The 19,531-nt window shown below is 24.2% G+C and carries 13 protein-coding genes; 10 read left to right on the forward strand and 3 right to left on the reverse strand.

The features are described from left to right. Positions 1–142: 142 nt before the first annotated feature. The 7 genes from ABDZ71_RS15485 to ABDZ71_RS15515 all read left to right on the forward strand — a co-directional run bounded on the left by ABDZ71_RS15485 (position 143) and on the right by ABDZ71_RS15515 (position 12,113). Complete coding sequence (locus tag ABDZ71_RS15485; RefSeq protein ID WP_343762971.1) at positions 143–1,447, forward strand: helix-turn-helix domain-containing protein; 1,305 nt, start codon at positions 143–145, stop codon at positions 1,445–1,447. A 28-nt stretch (positions 1,448–1,475) separates the two neighbouring features. After that, positions 1,476–2,729, forward strand: coding sequence for a helix-turn-helix domain-containing protein (locus ABDZ71_RS15490; protein WP_343762974.1), 1,254 nt, complete (start codon positions 1,476–1,478; stop codon positions 2,727–2,729). 377 nt (positions 2,730–3,106) lie between these two features. After that, positions 3,107–5,710 carry an ATP-dependent chaperone ClpB gene (clpB, locus tag ABDZ71_RS15495; RefSeq protein ID WP_343762977.1) on the forward strand — a complete coding sequence of 868 codons (2,604 nt, stop codon included), beginning with the start codon at positions 3,107–3,109 and terminating at the stop codon, positions 5,708–5,710. A 504-nt stretch (positions 5,711–6,214) separates the two neighbouring features. Further along, entirely contained in the window at positions 6,215–7,060 is an 846-nt protein-coding gene (locus ABDZ71_RS15500; protein ID WP_343762980.1) for a GGDEF domain-containing protein, read from the forward strand. Beyond that, on the forward strand, positions 7,050–8,723 hold the full coding sequence (locus tag ABDZ71_RS15505; RefSeq protein WP_343762983.1) for a DUF2334 domain-containing protein: 1,674 nt from the start codon (positions 7,050–7,052) through the stop codon (positions 8,721–8,723). Before ABDZ71_RS15500 ends, ABDZ71_RS15505 begins: the two co-directional genes overlap by 11 nt. Before the next feature lie 11 nt (positions 8,724–8,734). Continuing rightward, the gene (locus ABDZ71_RS15510) at positions 8,735–9,991 is read left to right on the forward strand and encodes a glycosyltransferase family 2 protein (RefSeq protein WP_343763029.1); all 1,257 of its coding nucleotides are present in this window, start codon (positions 8,735–8,737) and stop codon (positions 9,989–9,991) included. 19 nt (positions 9,992–10,010) lie between these two features. Continuing rightward, positions 10,011–12,113, forward strand: coding sequence for a cellulose biosynthesis cyclic di-GMP-binding regulatory protein BcsB (locus tag ABDZ71_RS15515; RefSeq protein WP_343762986.1), 2,103 nt, complete (start codon positions 10,011–10,013; stop codon positions 12,111–12,113). Between the two features lie 218 nt (positions 12,114–12,331). On the opposite strand, the gene ABDZ71_RS15520 is transcribed toward ABDZ71_RS15515, so the two are convergent. Genes ABDZ71_RS15520 through ABDZ71_RS15530 form a run of 3 tightly spaced genes read right to left on the reverse strand, consistent with a single transcriptional unit; the run spans position 12,332 to position 15,642 of the window. Beyond that, positions 12,332–13,060, reverse strand: coding sequence for a type 1 glutamine amidotransferase (locus ABDZ71_RS15520; protein ID WP_343762989.1), 729 nt, complete (start codon positions 13,058–13,060; stop codon positions 12,332–12,334). 15 nt (positions 13,061–13,075) lie between these two features. Next, complete coding sequence (locus tag ABDZ71_RS15525; protein ID WP_343762993.1) at positions 13,076–14,437, reverse strand: MurT ligase domain-containing protein; 1,362 nt, start codon at positions 14,435–14,437, stop codon at positions 13,076–13,078. Between the two features lie 53 nt (positions 14,438–14,490). Then, complete coding sequence (locus ABDZ71_RS15530) at positions 14,491–15,642, reverse strand: CapA family protein (RefSeq protein WP_343762996.1); 1,152 nt, start codon at positions 15,640–15,642, stop codon at positions 14,491–14,493. 363 nt (positions 15,643–16,005) lie between these two features. On the opposite strand from ABDZ71_RS15530, the gene ABDZ71_RS15535 reads away from it, so the two are divergent. The 3 genes from ABDZ71_RS15535 (at position 16,006) to ABDZ71_RS15545 (ending at position 19,082) form a co-directional block, all read left to right on the forward strand. Then, positions 16,006–16,899 (forward strand): DMT family transporter, encoded by an 894-nt coding sequence (locus ABDZ71_RS15535; protein ID WP_343762999.1) that lies wholly within the window; start codon positions 16,006–16,008, stop codon positions 16,897–16,899. A gap of 102 nt (positions 16,900–17,001) precedes the next feature. Further along, positions 17,002–18,108, forward strand: coding sequence for a hypothetical protein (locus ABDZ71_RS15540; protein WP_343763001.1), 1,107 nt, complete (start codon positions 17,002–17,004; stop codon positions 18,106–18,108). A gap of 125 nt (positions 18,109–18,233) precedes the next feature. Beyond that, entirely contained in the window at positions 18,234–19,082 is an 849-nt protein-coding gene (locus ABDZ71_RS15545) for an undecaprenyl-diphosphate phosphatase (RefSeq protein WP_343763004.1), read from the forward strand. Positions 19,083–19,531 lie beyond the last annotated feature (449 nt).

Raw genomic sequence — 19,531 nt, forward strand, 5'->3', positions numbered from 1 at the left:
AATATGAAATATATGTGATAAAAATGATAAAATATGTAATTGATTTTACAAATTTTTTATCTGAATTGAAAAAATATGATATAATAAAGTTGACAAAAATATATAAATTATAAAATTTATGATAATAGTGAGGAAGATATACATGGAAATATTATCTTTGGGTGAAAAAATAAAAAGAAGAAGAAAAGAACTTAAGATGACATTAAAAGATTTAGCTGGTGATAGAATAACACCAGGGCAAATAAGTCTTGTAGAGTCTGGAAAGTCTAATCCTAGTATGGATCTTTTAGAATATTTGGCACATTCGTTAAATACATCAATAGAATATTTAATGGAATCTGAAGATACTCAAGCAGAAAAAATATGCAAATACTATGAAAACATTGCGGAATCGCATGTATTAAATAATAACTTAATTATAGCGGAACAATATGTTGAAAAAGCTTGTTATTATAGCGAAAAATATAGCTTAGAATACAGAAAAGCTAAGAATTTATACTTAAGAGGATTAATATACATGCATAAAGGAGAACTTCCAGTTGCCCAACAGTTTTTATTATCTTCTAATGTAATTTTTATAAAAAACAACAACTATGAAGAAATAGTTAATACTTTTGTTAATTTAGGTAAGCTTACAATAGAACTTAAAGCATATCATTCTTCATGTAGTTATTTTCAACAAGCAGAAAAAGTTTATATAGATAATGATATAGGAAATGACAGTTTATTAGCGGAGATATACTATCACATCGCATTCAATTACTTTAAGCTAGATAACGTTAACAAAGCAATTGATTATTCATATTTAGCAAAAGAAAAATTTAAACAATTAAATAATCAAAAAGAATATGCTAATTCATTATTATTGTTATCAGAAGAGTATAGCAAAAAAGGTAATATGGATAAAGCTATAAAATATTCTGTAAAAACATTAGATACATTTAAAGAAATAGATGATGTGAATTACACTGCAAAAATAGAAAATAGTTTAGGAAAATTATTTTATGAATTTGATAACCTAGAAGAATCTTTTATACACTTTAATAGAGCAAAAAAAATAAGAGAGAACAGCAAAGATCCTCTTATAATAGAAACTTTAGTTAACATATGTGAAAACCACATAAAAGAAAAAAATATAGATAAATGTAAAAAAACATTAGATGATATTCTTTCCAGTTTAGAAAATGGCGATAAAGGTAGTTTGATATATTATTACTTATTAAAGTACCGTGTAGATATGTTAGAAGGGGATATAAACGAAGCAGAAAATACTCTTCTTATGGCTTTGAATTTTGTTAAAAATATGGATGATAAACAAAAGATGGGTGAAATATCAATTACTATAGGAAAATTCTATATAGATAATGGTAGAGACAAAGAAGCTGCTAAGTATTTAAATTATGGTGTAGATATGTTTAATAAAATTGGAATAATAAAAGATATGTAATTAGACTTAATGTGGATAGGTGAGGAATATGGAGATACTTTCTGTAGGACAAAAAATTAAAAGAGCTAGAATATATAAAGGATTAACACTGAAACAACTTTGTGGAGACAAAATTTCTGTATCAAAATTAAGCTGCATAGAGAATGATAAAGTAAAACCAGATGAAGATATATTAAAAGATATAGCTTTAAAACTGGGAGTAGAAACTAGTTATTTAAAAGCAGGAGTTAAAGAGCAATTATTAGAAAATATAGAGACTTTAAAAAATAATTGTAAATTAGATGACTATGAAGAAAGATTAGAATACAACTTAAAGTACGCAGAAGAATATGAATATTTTAATATTGCTTTTTATATACTACATATGCTTTTAAAATATTACTTGAAAAAAGGCGAGATTGAAAAAATTCAACTTAAAATATCTAAGTACTATGATTATTGGTTAAAATCAGGAGTAGAAGAAAATAAGGTTATATATTATATGGATATAGCTAAATTTTTCTATATTAGTGAAGAGTACATAGAAGCTGCAAGTTATTATAACAATATTAAAGAAGTAGCATATGAAAGAAAAGATTATAAACTTTTGGCAGATGTAATATATAATGAAGCTATTTGTTATATAAAAATTAATGAGTTTACCAAAAGTTATGAAAGAGCTATAGAACTTATAGATTTAATGCATTATGTAGAAGATCATATAAGAAAAGCAGAAATTTATAGAATTTTAGCTATACTTTCTTTGAAATTAGATAGAAACAAGTTTGAAATATATGAATCTAAATCTTATGAATTTTGTGGTGAAGATTTAATACATAAGGCAGAAGCTACTTTTAAATACGCTTCTATAATGTTTGATATAGGAGAAAAAGATAAGGCAACAGATTATATTAATAAATCTTTAGAACTATATCCTAAAGAAGATACTAAAAGTTTTGTAATATTTATGTTGGATATAATAAAAGTACTTTTGAAAAATGATGTTTTATCTAAGGGACAAGAACTTTCAGATGAAGTTTTAAACTATGCAATAAAAATGGATAACTTAAGGTTTATAGAAAAAGCATACTATTATAAAGGCTTATTGCTTGAAAGAAAAGGCAATCTTGAGTCAGCAGAAATGTATATGAATCTTTCATTAGATTCTTTGCTTAAGTTTGGAAATAAGAAACAAATTTATGATAGATATATGAAAATGGGAGATATGTACCATAAAATGGACCAAACTGGGGAATCAATAAAGTATTTTAATTTAGCAATAAAACTTTCTAAAAGACTGTAAAATATAATTTAGGCATATTGGCTTATTTGTTTTTTAATATGCCTTGTAAAAAATATATATAAGAATAATAACTATAGATGTTTTTCTATAGTTATTATTTTTGCATATAAAACTACATTTAAAAATAGTTTATAAAATATTTTGGTAACTGCTGACGTAATACTTTTTTATATGTCTATAAATAATTGTTCATATAGTATATGTTGAAAATAGGTATATAATGGATATAATAAATATTAGAGGGTACATTATAAAATATGAAAATAAATATAAATATAAATTTATATTTAAAAAAGATATTATATTATTTATTTAAGAGTGTTTAAAATTAAAATCTTATATAAAATATATACATATTCATAAGGAGGTAGTTATATATGGATATTGATAAGTTAACTTTAAAAGTACAACAATCTATAAATGAAGCTCAACTAGTAGCTGTAAAGTATAATCATCAAAAGCTAGATGCAATTCACTTATTTTCAGCACTACTATCTCAAGATGATGGCTTGATACCTAATATATTCAGTAAAATGGGTGTTGATATAAGAAGTCTTAAAGAGGAAACTAATAGAGTGTTAGATAGTATGCCAAAAGTTTTAGGGGAAGGAGCAGAGTCTTCTTCTGTGTATGCTACAAGAAGATTTGAAGATATATTTGTAAAAGCCCAAAAGGAAGCTAAAAAGTTTAAAGATAGTTATATAAGTGTAGAACATGTTATGCTTGGAATAATGGATGTAGATAAAACAGATGTTAAACCTATATTAGATAAGTTTAACATAACTAAAGCAAAATTTTTAGAAGTTTTACGAGAGGTTAGAGGGAGTCAAAGAGTGGATACAAAGGACCCAGAAGGAACTTATGAAGCTTTGGTTAAGTATGGAAGAAATTTAGTGGAAGAAGCTAAAAAGCATAAGTTAGATCCTGTTATAGGAAGAGATGAAGAAATAAGAAGAGTAGTTAGAATACTTTCTAGGAGAACTAAAAATAATCCTGTTTTAATAGGAGAGCCTGGAGTAGGTAAAACTGCCATAATAGAAGGATTAGCAGAAAGAATAGTTAGAGGAGATATTCCAGAGAGCTTAAAAAATAAAATAATATTTTCTTTAGATATGGGAGCTTTAATTGCAGGAGCAAAATTTAGAGGCGAATTTGAAGAAAGGTTAAAAGCAGTTTTAAAGGAAGTACAAAATAGTGAAGGTAGAATAATATTATTTATAGATGAAATTCATACCATAGTAGGTGCAGGAAAAACAGAAGGATCTATGGATGCTGGAAATCTTATAAAACCTATGCTTGCAAGAGGAGAACTTCACTGTATTGGGGCTACCACTTTTGATGAGTATAGAAAATATATAGAAAAAGATAAGGCATTAGAGAGAAGATTCCAACCTGTAATAGTTAATGAACCTACAGTAGAAGATACTATATCAATACTTAGAGGGTTAAAGGAAAAATTTGAAATATATCATGGAATAAGGATACATGATTCTGCTATAATTGCAGCTACAAAACTTTCTAGTAGGTATATAAATGATAGATTCCTTCCAGATAAGGCCATAGATTTAATAGATGAAGCTTGTGCTATGATAAGAACAGATATAGATAGTATGCCAGAAGATATGGATTCTGTTAAAAGAAAAATATTTCAGTTAGAAATAGAAAAGGAAGCTTTATCAAAAGAAAGAGATGAGGCATCAAAGGAGAGACTAAAAGTTTTAGAAAAAGAACTTAGCGAATTAAAAGATAAAGATAATGAAATGACAGCTAAATATAAAAAAGAAAAATCTCATATACAAGAAGTAAGAAGCTTAAAAGAAAAATTAGATGCTTTAAGAGGTGATATGGAGAAAGCTGAAAGAGAATATAATTTAAATAAAGTAGCAGAAATAAAATATGGAATGATACCTCACATTGAAGATGAAATAAAACAAAAAGAAGAGTATATAAAAGAAAATAGCGATAGTGAAAATGCTATGTTAAAAGAAGAAGTTACAGAAAAAGAGATATCTGAAATAATATCTAAATGGACTGGTATACCAATTTCAAGACTTATAGAAAGTGAAAGAAAAAAACTATTAAGACTTGAAGAGGAGTTAGAAAAAAGAGTTATAGGTCAAAGAGAAGCGGTAACTTCTGTTACTAATGCTGTTCTTAGAGCAAGAGCTGGAATGAAAGATCCAAAAAGACCTATAGGTTCCTTTATATTTTTAGGACCAACTGGGGTAGGTAAAACAGAACTTGCAAAAACTTTAGCTAGAAATTTGTTTGACAGTGAAGAAAATATTATAAGAATAGATATGTCTGAATATATGGAGAAATATTCAGTTTCAAGACTTATAGGAGCACCTCCAGGATATGTAGGATATGATGAAGGTGGTCAACTTACAGAAGCAGTAAGAAGAAATCCATTCAGTGTTATATTATTTGATGAAATAGAAAAAGCTCATGATGATGTATTTAATATATTTCTTCAAATCTTAGATGATGGAAGATTAACAGATAATAAAGGAAAAACAATAGATTTTAAAAACACAATAATTATAATGACATCCAATTTAGGAAGTAACTATTTATTAGAAAATAAAGACAGTGAAGGAATAGATGATTCTATAAGAAAAAGAGTTAAAAATGAATTGAAAAATAGATTTAAACCTGAATTTTTAAATAGATTAGATGAAATTATAATGTTTAAACCTCTTACTGTAAAAGAGATAAAGAAAATAATAGATATATTCTTAGAAGATGTAAAAAATAGATTGAAAGATAAAAATATAAGTTTTAAAATAACAGATGCTGCAAAAGAGCTTATGGCAAATGAAGGATATGATCCTTTATATGGAGCAAGACCATTAAAAAGATATATAGAAGATACAATAGAAACTAAAATAGCAAGAAAAATTATAAAAGGTGATATATTTGAAGGAACTACTGTAGGAGTAGATTCAAAAGGCGATGATATTTTAATAGAAAGAATATAATTATTATTTTTTATAATTTTAGTACCTAAAAAGGTATATGAAAATTAATAACATATTAATTTAGTTGTTTATATAATTCTATTAAAACTAATATATTTTAAATTATATAGTTTTAGTTTAAAATATATTAATTAAATAGTATATAACTTATTATATGTATATAAGAAGTTTCCTGTAGAATTAGGATTTTAATCTTTATTTTACAGGGAATTTTTTATTATAAGGAAATAATAAATTTTTCTAGTAAATTTATTATTTTAAAAGTACATCAATTAAATTAATAACATAATTATTTGAATTTGTATCATGAAAATTTATAATTTATTAGAGAAGAGGATAGGTTATAGTGTATTTTGTGTTTAATTTTAGTATTATTACGAAATATTTCATATATATGAAATGTTTTTATAATGAATATGAAAAAATATAGTGTTAAAATTTTATTAACTAACAATTAATATATTTTATACAATTTAAATAACATAAATTTGTAAAGGAGGAGTCATGTATAAAAAAAGTAAATTTATAGATATTAATTTGATTTTATTAATTATTGTTATATTTATTGAAGTAATATTTTTTTTATTTAACTATTCCAAAGGTACAATGGAAAACTACATATGTTTATTTTTTATTTTTATAACAATTTTAGTTTCTTACTTTGTAAGCAGGGTTTACTCATTAATATTTAGTGCTTTTATTATATTTATATATTCTACATATATATTACATCAAAGTTTAAACTATGGGTATCATAATAGTCCAAGTCCTTATTTTTTTATTCTTTCTATTCCTATAATTTCTTTCATAACTAACAATCTAGCATATGAAATAAACAATATTCAACATATAAATGAAAACTTTCAAAAAAAATATAAAGAATTAGTTACTATAGATGAAATCACAGGATTTAATAATATAAAATCATTTTATAGTGATTTAGACAAAGAAATTAGCAAAGCTGTAAGACATGAATTTCCATTAACATTAATGATGATAAAAATAATGTATTATGATAATTTAACTAAAATCATAGGTAAAGATAATATTAGACGATTGATTTCAGAAGTAGGAAAGTCTATAAATGAAAGTACTAGAAATGAAGATGAAATATATAGATCTGGAAAAGATGTCTTTAGTTTTTTATTAACTAATACTGATATTAGTGGAGCAGATATAGTGAAAAATAGAATTAAGAAAGAAATAGATACCTTAGCATTAACTGATGATGCATATAAAAATGTTAGTATAGATTTAAAAATAGGTATATATGAGTATGATAAAAGTAAAATAAAAAACATTTACGATTTTGTAGGTGAAGCTGAAGAGGAAATGGAATATGATTTTTAAAAAATATTTTATAAGTTTATTTCTTCTTTTGTTTATTATAGTTAATTTAAATTTTTCTAATGTTTATGCAAAATCAAATAAATCTAAAGTATTATTTGTTTATAATCGTGAAAAATATTTTGGAGCTAATTCTAATTTAGTTAAATCTATAAAAGAGCTTTTAGGTCATTTTTCTGTTGATGTTAAAACAAAGAATTTAGAAGATTATGATTCTACAGATTTAAATAAGTATGATGTAGTTATTGTATCAGGAATTCATTGGAATAGTAATTATACTAGTTTTATAAAAGATATTAAAAGTTATAAGAATAAGATATTTTGGATTGGAGATGGAATTCAATCTCTTATAGAAAGTGATAAAAAATATGGGCTAGAGTATTTAGGGAAAAACAGTAATATGTCAGAAATATATTATACCAACAATAGAAAGTACGAAAATATATCATCTAAAAGTATGAAGAAGTTTTTATTAAGTGGTGAATCAGAATTTAATATACTAAAAGTAAATGATAAAAATACTAATGTTTTATCATATATATCTGATGGTGAAAATAGCTATCCTTTTGCATTTAATATATATAAATTATGGTATGTATCTAGAGTAGAAAGCAGTAGTATATTATTTTATGTATTTTCTGATATTTTAAATGATGTATTTGAAGTGAAAAATTTCTCAAAAGATAAAGCTTTTGTGAGAATTGAAGATGTTCACCCTTATAGAGATGTTAATAAACTAAAAGAAATAGCGGATTATTTATATAAAGAAAATGTACCTTTTATGATTGCACTTATACCTGTATATGTAAATCCTGATACTGATGAAAAAACTTTTATTAATGAAAAAAAAGAATTTAAAGATGCAATAAGATATATGCAAAAAAAAGGTGGTTCGGTAATTTTACATGGATATACTCATCAACATTACAAAGGTAAAACTTCTGGAGAAGGGTTTGAATTTTGGAACGGAGAGGAAGATGCCCCTCTCAAATTAGATATGAAAAAATATGTACATGATAGAGTACTTTTAGGTGTAAAAGAGTGTTTAAAAAATGGGATATATCCATTAGGATATGAAGCGCCACATTATGCTATGGATTCAGTAGGGTATAAAGAATTAAAAAAATATTTTTCTACTTATGTAGGACAATATCAAAGTAGTGATATGAATTTTACTACAACAGCATATCCCTATACTCTAAAAGATACTGATAATTTTAATAAGTTAATACCGGAAAATTTAGGATATGTAGACCATAAAGATCCTTATTCCGTAGAAAAAATAATTAGAAATTATGAAAAATTATCAATTGTTAGAGGAAATGTAAATGGTTTTTTCTTTCATCCTTTTGAAAAAAAATCTGATTTAAAGAAAATAATTGATTATTTAAAATCTAAGAAGATTGATTTTATTGATTTAAAAAAAGAAGAGAATTGGGTGCAGATAGATAATATAAAAGTAAACTCTAGAAATAATAAAATAACTTCATTAGGTGTTAAATTATTAGATGAAGAAAAAAATAATAGTCAAAAACTGAATAATAAATCAAAATATATAAATAATATTAACAGTGTAGTAATTATAATAGTTTGTTCCTTTTCCATTATTTTATTTATACTATTTTTAGTTTTGAGAAAAATAGATAAAAAGAAATTTTTAAGGTGATTAATTTGAAAATGTCAATTTTTGATTATTTGTTTATATATTGTCTTATATCTATATGGTTATTGTTACTTATAAATATTATTTTATCTTTATCTGGATATAGGTATTATATAAAAAATATAAATAATAAAGATAATGAAAATTATAATTTAAAAGAGTATCCAAGTATTTCTATATTGGTTCCTGCTCATAATGAAGAGAAAGTTATAGAAAGAACGGTAAGGTCATTACTAGTGTTAGATTATCCTAAAGAAAAATTTGAAGTTATAGTTATAAATGATAACTCCTCTGATAACACAGAAAAGATATTAAAAAATATTAAATCTCAATATAAAGAGTCAAGTCTTAAAATAATTACTACAACTAAAGAAAATGGAGGAAAAGGCAAATCAAATGCCTTAAATATAGGATATAAAAATTCTAAAGGTGAATACATAGTAGTTTATGATGCGGATAATACTCCTGAAAAAAAAGCATTATATTATTTGATGAGAAAAATATTAAAAGATGAAAAATTAGCTGCAGTTATAGGAAAGTTTAGAACAAGAAATAAGAAAAAAAATATTTTAACTAAGTTTATAAATATTGAAACTTTAAGTTTTCAATGGATGTGTCAGGCAGGAAGATGTCAGCTTTTAAATTTATGTACTATACCAGGAACTAATTTTATATTAAGAAAAAGTGTAGTAGAAAAATTAGGGGGATGGGATATAAATGCTATAGCTGAAGATACAGAAATAAGTTTTAGAATATATGAGATGGGATATAGAATAACCTTTGAACCTTTAGCTGTTACATGGGAACAAGAACCTGAAACATTAAAAGTATGGTTTAAACAAAGAAGTAGATGGGCAAAAGGTAATGTATATGTTCTTATAAAGAATATAAAAAATATATTTAAAAATATATCCAAAAATATTACATTCGATATAATTTACTTTTTTTCTGTTTACTTTTTATTTTTATCTTCTGTTGTTATTTCAGATGTTCTATTTTTACTTAGAATTTTTAGTGACATTCCTATTAGCATATCATCAAATTTTAATTTACTTTGGCTTTTAGCTTATATTTTGTTTGTCCTTGAGATAAGTATAACTCTAGCTATGGAAAAAGGAGAGAGTAATTTTAAAAATATTTGTCTAGTATTTTTTATGTACTTTACTTATTGTCAATTATGGATGGTTGTAGCTATAAACGGATTAATTCAATATACAAAAGATAAATTACTAAAAAAAGAAACAAAATGGTATAAAACTGAAAGGTACTAAAGATAACAGGTGGTGTATTATGAAAAGAATTAATAAAGTAGTATATTTTATTTTATTTTTTATATTTAGTTTTAGTAGCGTAGTAAAAGCTGTAAATCCTAATATTATAAAATCGAAAAATTTTAAGTTTACTAATGATAAAGAAGTTGTATTAAAAGGAGTTAATGGATCTAATATTTTTTTCTTTGATATAGATAATAATGCTAAAGTTAATAAATCTTATTTAAATTTAGTAATAAGCCAAAGTAAGCTTTTAGATGATAGAAATTCCACCTTAACTATATATATAAATAATTCTCCAGTTACTTCTTTTAAATTAAGCGATTATAAAAGATATAAAAGTAATATAAAAATAGATATACCTTTAGAAAACATAAAATATGGGTCTAATGAAATAAAAATTTCTAGTTATAGAAGAATATCAGACAAGCCTTGTACTGATGATATGAATAAAGCTAATTGGGTTAAAATTCATAAAGAATCATATTTGCATATAAATTATTCAGATAAAAAAGATTCTAAATCTATAGGGGAGTATCCATATCCTTATATAAAACTTCAGCAAAGTAAAGCTATAGATAATGAAATAATAATTCCAGACAATTTTAAAAATAGTCATATAAGTTCAGCTTTAATTTTATCTTCTAACTTTGGTCAAAATATTAAATTTGATAACATAAGAACGAGCATATATAAATTTTCTGAATCAATAAATAAAAAAGATAAAAATTTAATTTATATTACTGGAACTAAAAATATACCTAAAGAAATATTAATTTTGCTTAGTGATTCAGAAATTAAATTTGCAAAAGACAATGCTATTATAAAAGAAGTTCAATCTCCTTATAACAAAGAAAAAAATATATTACTTATTGTTTCTGATAATGATAAAAATTTAATAAAAGCATCCAAACTATTATGTTATAAGGATTTAACAAGTCAAATTAGAGAAAATACTTTTAAAGTTAATCATAATGTGAATTTACCAAAGCTAAATAGTACAAATAATAAACTAAGTAGTTTTAAAGATTTAGGATATGAAGATATTAAAATTGAAGGATTATTTAGACATGAAGTTTCTTATGTTATTCCTATGTATAAGGATAAAAGTATAAAAGATTCTTCTAAGATAGTTTTAAAATATAAATATTCTGATAATCTTAATTTTGATAAATCTTTGATAAATGTGTATATTAATGATACTCCTGTAACTAGTAAAAAGCTTTCTAAAGAAGCTAGAGATAATGGTGTTTTACAAGTTAAAATACCAAAAGAATTTAGTGAAGTTAATAATTTTGAAATAAAAATAAGTTTTGATTTATATGTAAAAAATGAATATTGCGATTTTAGAGATGATAACTCTCCTTGGGGTTTTATAAGTAAAGATTCTTATGTCAAATTTGATTATGGCAATAAAAAAACAAATGTATTTGAAAATTATCCTGGTATTTTAACAGAAAATAATAATAGTTTTAATACTACTATTGTTATTCCAGATAAAGTTGATTCAAGACTTCTTACCTATATTTCTAATATAATAGGATATATAGGACATGATATTGAGAATATAGATAATATAAACATTGTTAAGAATAAAGAATTTAGTGAAGAAAAATATAAAGATACCAGCATTATAGCTATAGGTACTCCTAATAATAATTTGTTTATTAAAGATTTAAATAGGAATTTAAACTTGAAATTTAATAATGAATACACTGGATTGATTTCAGATGATAAAATGAATTTTATAGGAGATTATGATAAAAATTTAGCTACTTTTCAATTGATAGAATCTCCATATAAAAAAGGAAATAACATTATGGTAGTTTCATCTACTAGTGATAGAAGTATATATTATGGACAAAAATATTTATCAGACTTAAGTTTAATTGAAAAACTAAAAGGAAATGTAGTAACTGTAGATAAAAATGGTAATGTTAGATATGCATATTATGGAGAAGAATACAAAATTAAAGATGGAAATTCTAAATCTGATTTTATTTCTAAGATTAACAATATAGATTCTAATTTGAAAAAAATTATGCTTTTTACTGTTTTTATTTTAACTTTAGTAATCGGGGCTGTTATTTTTATAATAAGGAAACATAAAAATATTAAATAGATGATTTTTGTAGTGTAGAAATAAAAATTGATATGTTTCTATAAAAGTTATTATGTAAGGTAAAACAGGTCCGATGGGTCTTTAAGGGAAATCTAGGTATGTTTCTATAAAATTATTATTTAACTAATAAGTACTAATTTATAATTTTTTAAATAATAAAAAAGCATATATCAGTATAAGAAAAATTATACTGATATATGCTTTTTATATAATATATTTTATTTGTTAGTTTCTCTTTCTATAATAAAATTCTTTGCTTTAATTTCTAAACTGTCATCAAGTTTTTCTAATGTTATATCTTTATTGTATTTTTTACTTAAAGCTAAAGTTAGAAATCTATCTGCAAGTTCCGGGTTTTTTGATAATAATGATCCATGAAAATAAGTACAGAAAGTATTTTTATATATGCAGCCTTCATAGCCATCTTCTCCATTATTTCCATATCCAGCTAAAACTTTTCCAAGAGGTTTTAAATCACCTATATAAGTTCTTCCAGAGTGATTTTCAAAGCCAACATAAGTTTCATTAAATTCTTCGTTTTTTATTACTGTATTACCTATAAACCTTGTATTACCACTTTCAGTATATAAATCTAAAATTTGAAGTCCAGGTAATTTTTCTCCTTCAGGAGTAGTGTAGTATTTTCCAAGAAGTTGATAGCCACCACATATGGATAAGAAAACTCTACCGTCTTCTATATAACTTTTTATTTCATCTTTTTTAGTTTCAATCATATCTTTTGAAACTATAGATTGTTCATAGTCTTGTCCACCACCGAAAAATGTTATATCGTATTTTTCTGGATCGAAAGAATCATTTAAAGATACATTTGAAATATTAACTTTAATATTTCTTTCATTAGCTCTATATTTTAAAACTAGAATATTTCCGATATCACCATAAACATTAAGTAAATCAGGATACAAGTGACATATGTTTATTTCCATAAATACACCTTCTTATTACCATAATTTTTTTATATAACCTTTACTATTTAAAAATCTTCTTAAATTAATCATAGCAGTATAAGTTGTTAAAACATATACTGTGTTTTGAGAACAACTTTTTATGCTTTTTAATAGGGCATCTTGATTTTCGCATATTTCAAATTTTTCTCTAGGAAGACCAGCGGTTTTAAGTCTTATTGCCATATCGTATAGTCTTATACCAGAAACCATTACCTTATCTAGGTCTAAAGAATTTAAACTTTCAAATTTTACATCCCATATCCAAGATACGTCACGGCCATCTGCATAATTGTCATTTAAAAGTACAGCTAAATTTACTTTATTTTTATCTAATGTAATAGTATTAATAGCTTGGTCATAACCAGCAGGATTTTTAACAAGTATCATTTTTACTTGTTTTCCTTCAATATTTATATGTTCTTGTCTACCAAAGCTACTTTTTTGGCTTTTTAAAGAATTATATATTGTAGATTTATCAATACCTAAAGTTTTACCTATAGAATAAGCGCATAATCCATTATATATGTTATATAATCCTGGTTGATTTATGTAATATTCTTGACCATCCATTATAATGAGAGATCCTTCAGAAGATAAATCTTCTAACTTATCTACTGAAAAATCAAGCTCAGGTCTTTTATAATTACAGTCATCACAGTAGTATTTACCTAAATGATTATAAGTTAAAAATTCATACTTATAAGGTGCTTTGCATTTTTTACAAAATTTCGCATCTGCATTAATATCGATAGTTTTAGAAGAACTTTGAGAATCATTAAAACCGTAGTACAAAGTTTTATTTTCCATTGAATCTTTTAAGTCTCCAAGTAAAGATTCATCTCCATTTAATATTAATGTAGAATCAGGAACTTTTTCGATTCCTTCTAATATTTTTTTCAAAGTAGTATAAACTTCACCGTATCTATCTAATTGATCTCTAAATAGATTTGTTATAGTTATTATTTCAGGAGTTATATGTTCTGTTATTAATTTTACATTAGCTTCATCAGTTTCAATAACTGCATATTTTTCTTCTTTATTTGTAAAAGAATAATTAGAAATAAAACAAGCTATTATTCCTGTAAGCATATTTGCTCCTGTATTATTAGAGATTACCTTTTTATTACTATCTTTTATCATATTGTATATCATACTAGTAGTTGTAGTTTTACCATTTGTACCTGTAACTAATATGACTTTGTAATTTTTAGATACAGTTTTTAAAATATTTTTATCAAATTTTAAAGCTATTTTACCAGGGAAATTTGTACCACCCTTAAATAGAACTTTAGAAATTTTCATTATTAATTTAGAACTTATTATACTGAAAAAAGAATTTATTCTAATTTTTGACACTCCCTTTACTATACTAAAATAAGTACTACAACTAACTATTATAATATAATTTTTTATTTTTTTACATCTATATTTATAAAATCATTAGATAATTTATTAGGAAGCTTTGTAGATAGACTATTTACTTTATTTAATATTCTTGTTTTTTCACCATTTTGCTGTGGTGTAGGGCAGTAATTGTTTATATTATTTGTAGAGGATATTTTACATGGTATAATTTTAATTTTTTGACTTTCAAGTGATTTATTATTAAATGAGTAGTTAATTTGAAAAATATAAGTATCTTTATCTTTAGGATTAAAGTTTCCACCAAAACAAAAATTACCTAGGCTATAGGCTATTATTTTATTCTTATACTTTTCTAATCCTTGAACAACATGGGGATGATGGCCTATTATTAAATCAGCACCCTTATCTATAGAAAAATGAGCTAATGTTTTTTGAGTTTCTATAGGGTGGTAAGTTCCTTCACTTCCCCAATGAAAGTTTATTATAACTAAATCACACTTTTTATCATTTTTTAAATAATTTATATCATTTTTTATAGAGTTAAGTTTAGAATTTGATGAATCAAAACCTGTATATCCTAGAAATCCTATCTGTATTCCTTTAATTTCTTTTATATATTTATTTCCTTCTCCAAAGTAAGGAATTTTGTTTTGTTTTAAAGTATTTTTTGTATCTTCAAATCCTTTAGTTCCATAATCGTATATGTGGTTATTAGATATATTTACAGCATCTATATTTCCAAGAGTTAAAGATTTAGCATATCTAGAATCACCTTTAAAATTAAATTTTTTAGGTGTTTTAACATTGGAATTTGTAAAAGTAGTTTCTAAATTTACTATGCTGGCATCATCTGATTCAAAAATAGATTTTACATTTTTAAAAAAATAAGAAGGGTCATTACCATGTTGTTGAAAAATTGCAGGCATACTATTTTGAAATCCAAAAGATGTATCAGTACCTAAAGTACAGTCACCTGCAAAGCTTAATAATATATTAGATTTTTTATCTTTAGAGGGTGCTTTTTTTGTAGATAATTTTTTATTAGCAGTAATAGGTTCCTTTTTTTTGCTTTTAGAAGAAGTATAATTTTTTATAGCTTTAACTAAGAAAAAAGTATTTAATGCTAGAATGCCTAATACTACTAAAAAGAATATTCTCCTTCTCCTTTTGTATTTGGGAGATTTATTGAATCTCATTATATATCCCTTCCTTTAAATACATTTAAATAAATAACTAGTTATATACTAGTTTATTTTGTTAACTAATTATTTTAGAAATTATTAATAGTGTAATTATTAGTAACTTTAAGTGAGTTTGTTTTACATAGTAGACTTGATATATTTATCTTATAAGTCTTAAAAATATTTACTAATACAACTATAGTGTACAGTATTAGTAGATTTATGTCAGCTGATTGTGAGATATTTTATTTTTTTTGTAAATTATATAAGAAATCATTAATAATATGTGTAAATATGTTGTATATTATATATTTAATTTATATGTTAAAATCTAATTATTAATAAAATTTGCTTATATATAGTAAAGAAGGTGAATAAATGAAAAAAGAGTATAGAGGATATGTTTATTCTATAACTTCAGCTTTTTTATTCGGAACAGCAGGTATGTTTGTTAAATTAACTCAAAGTACAGGGTTAAATTCATCCGATATATTAACTGTTCAGTATACTTTAGCTGTTATTATATTGTTTAGTATTTCTTATATAAAATATAAAGATAAAATTTTAGTAAGCAAAGAAAAGCTAATAAGATTAATGATATTAGGGGTATTAGGTAATGTATCTATGACAATATGTTATTATAAAGCCTTTGAATATTTACCAGTAGCCATGGTTACCATGCTTTTATATACATATCCTATAATGGTATTTATATATACAAGTATATATAGAAGAAAAAGAATAGATATAAGTAAAATAGTGGCTGTTTTTATAGCTTTTATAGGTTGTATATTTACTTTAAACATAATATCTGGTCAATTTAAATATTCTTATATAGGAATAGTATTTGGATTATTAAGTGCAGTTTTTTATTCTTTTATGAATATATACACAGAAGAAAAATTAAGTTCTGAAGAACCTTTGATTATAAATGCTTATTCTACACTTTTTTCACTTATAGTTTTATATGTATATAGATTTCCTATATATGTTTTTAAAGGAGAACTATCTTTTAAAAGCATATACTTAATAGGGATTTTAGCCATAGTATGTCAAATAATACCATTAACTTTTTTATATTCAGCTATAAGATATATAGGAGCTTTAAAAGTTTCCATAATAAACAACTTAGAAATTCCTACAGCAATGTTTTTATCTTTTATTATTTTAGGTGAAAAAGTAACTGTTTTTCAAATGATAGGTGCAGCTTTAATAGTTTATGCCATATATCTTATAAGTTGTAAAAAAGTAAAAAAGAATGAAGTTTTGTAGGATTTAAGTTTTTTAGTTAAGTTTTTTTCTGACGATAATGAGATTAGAATACTAGAGAGGGGGTATTATTAATCTAGCTTTATAGATTAATTACAAATTAATATGAAGATAAAAAAATATTTTATTATAAGTTTGATTTTAGTTTTATCAGTAATTTTAACATCTTGTGGTTTTAAAGATAAATCTAAAGGGATATTTATAACTAAATGGGACAACTTATATGAAGAAAATAATATACATTTTTATTATAATGATGGAGAAAGTCCTAATTCTAAGCAATTAAAGGATGCTTATAAATTAGATGATTTAGTTAAAGGAGAAAAAGATAACTTAAAAAAGTCTATAAATATTGTAGGCTGGTTAAATAATAGTCTTAAATATTCTAAAAACAGTATTAAAACTGCAGAGGATGTTTTAAGCATACTAGAAGAAAGTAAAAAAGGTTCTACAGCATCAGATAAGGAATTTACAAAAGTTTTTTCAGAAAGTGCTGCATCTCTTGGAATATATTCAAGAATAGGTGAATATAAAGTTAAAGATAGTCAACATGAAAAAGATAAAGTTACATTTAATGTTTGTGAAATTTGGAGTAATAAATATAAGAAATGGATTATGATAGATGTAGTTAATGGGGTTTATATGATTAAAAAAGAGATTCCACTTAGCGCAGTAGAAGTTTTACAAAATAATATAAAATCATTACAAATAGTAGGAGTTAAAAAGACAGGAAAGTATATAAAAGATTATGGTAAATATTATAATTCTTATACTATATCTATAGATAATAATTTAAATGATGGTGTTAAAAGTAATTCTAATATAACCTATATGAAAGATAAAGATCTTCCTGAAATTAAAACTAGTAAAGGTTATATAAAGCCAACTATTTTTGTAAATAAAGATACTTTATTTAAAATATCACCTTTAGATGAGTATAAGAACAATGAAGTGGATAAAAAAGCTACTATAATAATTTCAAAGAAAAAAGCAGAAGGAAAACCTGATAGCAAAGAGGGTGTGCATTTTTATTTAGGTGCTTTTAAAAACAGTGCCATGATTGAAGATTACTATATAAGTATAAACGGTTCAAAGTATGGAAAGGTAAAAAAATATTTTGATTTAAAAATAAGAGAAGGTAAGAATTCTATAAAGCTTTCAGAAGATGGTAAAAAAGAAGAAAGAGAGATAGTTATAGAATTAAAAAACTAAAGATAGTTATTATATTTTTTTAAATAAAAGTTAATGATTTGTTAAAGAGCTATAATATATACAAGCTAAATAAAATAGTATATTATAAAAAAGATGTTAATAAAAAAGAGAGCGAGGAAATAATAATGCTTTTAATATTAAAATCTATAATAATAGGAATAGTAGAAGGTATAACAGAATTTTTACCAGTATCTTCAACAGGGCATATGATAATAGCTGGATCTTTTATAGGCTTCAATGGAAAAGTTTATAACAAAGCTTATGTAGATATGTTTCAAGTGGTTATTCAATTAGGGGCAATCCTAGCTATAGTAGTGTTATATAGAGAAAAGATCTTAGCTACTCTTAAAAATTTTCTACCTAGTGATAGAGTTGCTGTAAGAGATTGTGGATTGAAATTTTGGATTATTGTATGTATAGCAGCTCTGCCAGCAGCAGCTATAGGAATACCATTAAATGATAAAATAGAAGAGACACTGTTTTACCCACTTCCAGTGTCAATAGCCTTGATAGTTGGAGCGGTTTGGATGATTTATGCTGAAAATAAATATAGAAATAATTCAAGAAGTACTTCTATAGATAGGATTAATGCAAAACAAGCTTTAATTATAGGCGCATTTCAATGTTTTGCTCTTTGGCCAGGAATGTCAAGATCTGCATCTACAATTATAGGAGCTTGGATAGCTGGATTATCAACGGTTGCAGCAGCAGAATTCTCATTCTTTTTAGCCATACCTGTTATGATTGGAGCTTCAGGACTATCATTATGGAAACATAATATACTAGCTAACTGTTCATCTAATGAGATAATAGCCTTGATAGTTGGATTTGTAGTATCTTTTATAGTAGCGCTTGTAGTAGTAGATGGATTTATAAAATTCTTAAAGAAAAAGCCTATGAAAGTTTTTGCTATATATAGGATAGCAATAGGAATATTATTAATAGCTTTAATAGGAATGAATGTAATAAGTTAATAAGGCACATTCAAATAAATAACTAGTCAGTATGTTAGTTCACAAAATATCGTGGCATATATAACCTGTTATTTATTTTCATATGTCTAACATATAAAAAATATCAAATGCTAGCTTATATAATAATAAGCTAGCATTTTTTTATTATAAGTGTATAAAATAGTGAAAATGGGATAAAATATATGATAACAGTGCCAAGAGTATCATTAGGTGAATTGTGTCATAATATAGATTAAATTAGAGTAATTTGTATTTATTTTTAAAAAATTACCCTAATTTTTAAGACATATGGTTATAATTTTGATATCATATTCCTTGTCGTCACTTGAAAGACACAAAACATTAACTCTAAATTTGAAAGTTAATTGATAAAAAATCTTTCTTAAAAAAGTGTTGACAGATACTGAAACACATGGTATTATATAAAAGTCGCATGAAGCGACAAGGTC

Source organism: Clostridium oceanicum, assembly GCF_039521385.1.
Classification (GTDB): domain Bacteria; phylum Bacillota; class Clostridia; order Clostridiales; family Clostridiaceae; genus Clostridium_F; species Clostridium_F oceanicum.